The following is a 3,133-nucleotide window of genomic DNA, read 5'->3' on the forward strand; positions in this document are numbered from 1 at the left end:
ATGCCGAGGTTGGTGCGTTCCTCTGCGATCCGGGCGGTGATGGCATCGATCCGTCGGGTGGCCTGCATGACGCGCTGGTCATCCTCGCTGACGTAGGTCAGCAGCATGTCGCGCTCCACGAGCGCCTGCGCCAGTTCGCTCTGCAATGCGGTCAGCACCCCGAGTTGTCCCGCGACGTCAGCCTCGGGGTCGACGATATGATACTGGGCCCGGAAGTCCGCGAGTTGCTGACGCTGTTGGCGAAGGTTTGCCTCCGCCTCGTCCAGGTCGATGGCGGCATACCGGATCGCATCGTGGCGCGCCTGTTCGGAAAGGCGATTCACGAGGGCGTTACTTCTGGCTAGGATCGCCTCGTTGATCCGGCGGGCATCCTCTGGCGTGAAAGCAACGGTCCGGATGCTTATGATGCCCGACCGGTTCTCGTAGCTCACATGGACGACGCGGTTCCAGAAATCCGTCATATCCTCGATCCGCGCATCATTGCCGAGGCTGAAGACGGGATCGAATGCCGGCTTGCGGTAGATCGCGCCCAGATCGACGTCGGCATCGACCTCCTCCACGATCGCCCGGCTGGAGATGTACTCGTGCAGGATCTCGGCGTCGTTGGCAACGCCGCCGCTGACCTGGGTGATGGCACCGAGGATTCCGGCCGCCGCCGAAGCGATTTCCTCAGACCTGATCGAGAAGGCAAGCTCCGAATGATACTGGTCCTCGGCCACCGCGAAGAGATAGGCCGACCAGAGCAAGACGGGTAGCGCCACGCAGCACAGGAAGGTAAGTCGCAGGACGCGATGGCGGGTCCGCAGGCCGCTTGCCGGCATGTCGGTCACGGTGGCACGCACCGCGCTCAGGGTAATGCGGCCCGCCCCCGGGCCGGCAGGGGCACGCGCCGCCTGGACCTGGGCCGCAGGGCCGACGGGTCGCATCACGGGCTTGGACGCGGCGGCGTCGTTCGGGGCTTGCATCTTTGCGGCGCATCCTCTGAGATTGGCGGGCTACGGCACCGCCCCGCAACGAACCTAGCGCCGCGGCGCGGCCAAGGCAAACGGCAGGACATTATCCCGGATCTATCGTCATGATGCTTGCAGAAAACCCCACCGCTCTCGGGCGGATAAGACAGCGCCTGCGCGTGCTCGCCGCGCTGATCATCCGCGAGACCAGCGCGCGATTCGGCCGGTCGTGGGGTGGCTACATCTGGGCGATCGCCGAACCCACGGGCGGGATCGTTCTGCTATCGGTCGCCTTCAGCCTGATCACGCATGTGCCCCCGCGCGGCACGAGCTTCATGTATTTCTACGCCTCGGGCTTCGTGCCCTTCATGATGTACAACTCGATCGCGAACGTGACGATGCACGCGATCCGAACGAACAAGGGGCTCCTGACCTACCCGGTGGTCGGACCGCTCGACACCGTGATCTCGCGCGCGACGCTCGAAATGATGACGCATTTCGTCGTGGCCCTGATCATCTTTCCCTCCATCGCCTGGTATGACGGCGTGCGGACCGAACTGAATCCGGGGCTGCTGGTCACAGCCTTCGTGCTCGCCTTCGCGCTCGGCACCGGGGTCGGAACACTGAACGCGGTTCTCATCGGGTTTTTCCCGACCTGGCAGAATATCTGGGGCGTCCTGACGCGGCCGCTCTTCATCGTGTCGGGCATCCTGTTCGACTTCGACACGCTGCCGACCTACCTGCGCGACATCCTCTGGTACAACCCGGTCGCCCATGTGATCGCGGAGGCGCGCTATGGCCTCTACGGCCTGGAACGCGGCGAGTTCGTGTCCTTGCCCTATGCGTTCGGTATCGCGATGGCGCTCTTTCTGGTCGGAGCCTTCCTGATCAGACAGAACGAAAGCCATCTGCTCCAGCAATGACCGCGCCGCGCACCGGCCATGTCGCGATCCTGATGGCGACGCGCAACGGCGCTGAGTTCCTGCGCGCGCAACTCGACTCCCTGGCCGCCCAGGACCACGACGACTGGTCGCTGTGGATCGGCGACGACGGCTCGACCGATGCCACGCGCGCGATCGTGGAGGCATTCGCACACTCCCATCCTCAGCGGACCGTCTCGCTGCGCGACGGGCCCCGCCGCGGCAGCATGGCGAATTTCCTGTCGCTCCTCTGCGCCCCCGACATCCGGGCGGATTTCTTCGCGCTTGCCGACCAGGACGACGTCTGGCTTCCCGTACGGCTGTCGCGGGGCCTCGCCGCCTGCGCCACAGCAGATGGCGCAGCGGTGCTTTACGGCGCCCGCACCATCGTCACCGACCGTGACCTCGCCCGGCACCGATTGTCGCCACACTTCCGCCGGCCCCCCGGCTTCCCCAACGCACTGGTGCAGAGCCTCGCCGGTGGGAACACCATGATGCTCGACGCAGCCGCCCGTGAGACCGTGATGCGCGCCGGGCGGCGCGAAGGCGCCGTCTGCCATGACTGGTGGCTCTATCAGCTTCTCAGCGGGGCCGGCGCGCGCATCGTTTACGACACGCAACCAAGCGTCCTGTACCGGCAGCACGGGGCGAATCAGATCGGCTCCAATCTCTCCGTCGCGGCGCGGATGGAGCGTGTTGCGGGCCTGTTCCACGGCCGCTATCGCGACTGGAACCAACGGAACCTCGACGAACTGCGGGCGGTCAAGGCGCTCCTCACGCCCGAGAACCGGGACCTCCTCGACCGTTTCGGGAGCCTCCGCAACCTCAGCGGCCCCGCAGCGGTGGCCGCATTGCGTGACCTCGGGCTCTACCGGCAGACGCGCGCGGGCAATCTCTCGCTCTATGGAGCCGCATTCCTCGGGCTGCTGTGACGCCGGGAGGAAGGCTGGGGCGCGCTCACTCGGCCCCGATCTGATACCACTCTGTCACCGCGGTCCGCGCACGAACGGCACCCTGTTCTCCCGCCGCGCCGACCCATTTCCGCAACGCGGCAACGAGTGCGTCTGCGTCGTCCGTTTCCACTGCCTCGCGCAGGTCGCGCAGCGCCGCGGCCAGTTCGATCTCGGACAGCCGCGGTTCGATCACCGTCATGATCTTGGGATGGACCCGCCGGCTCGGCCCTCTGCCGATGACCAGTTCCTCGTGCAGCTTTTCGCCCGGCCGCAGCCCCGTGGTGACGATCTCTATGTCGCCCTCGGGGTT

4 protein-coding genes are annotated in these 3,133 nt (G+C 66.3%); 2 read left to right on the forward strand and 2 right to left on the reverse strand.

Features of this window, described 5'->3' with window-relative positions:
- Positions 1 to 965, reverse strand: a 965-nt coding sequence (locus tag ACMUOO_RS16880; RefSeq protein ID WP_413855778.1) for a sugar transporter, incomplete at its 3' end; no start/stop codon positions are given.
- A 110-nt stretch (positions 966 to 1,075) separates the two neighbouring features.
- Here ACMUOO_RS16880 and ACMUOO_RS16885 point away from each other — a divergent pair.
- Positions 1,076 to 1,873: an ABC transporter permease gene (locus tag ACMUOO_RS16885; RefSeq protein WP_301917884.1), complete on the forward strand. Its 798-nt coding sequence runs from the start codon at positions 1,076 to 1,078 to the stop codon at positions 1,871 to 1,873.
- On the forward strand, positions 1,870 to 2,802 hold the full coding sequence (locus ACMUOO_RS16890; RefSeq protein WP_301917883.1) for a glycosyltransferase family 2 protein: 933 nt from the start codon (positions 1,870 to 1,872) through the stop codon (positions 2,800 to 2,802). Before ACMUOO_RS16885 ends, ACMUOO_RS16890 begins: the two co-directional genes overlap by 4 nt.
- Before the next feature lie 25 nt (positions 2,803 to 2,827).
- On the opposite strand, the gene ACMUOO_RS16895 is transcribed toward ACMUOO_RS16890, so the two are convergent.
- Positions 2,828 to 3,133, reverse strand: a 306-nt coding sequence (locus ACMUOO_RS16895) for a polysaccharide biosynthesis protein (protein WP_413855779.1), incomplete at its 5' end; no start/stop codon positions are given.

This window comes from Albidovulum sp. (assembly GCF_041919395.1).
GTDB lineage: Bacteria > Pseudomonadota > Alphaproteobacteria > Rhodobacterales > Rhodobacteraceae > Albidovulum.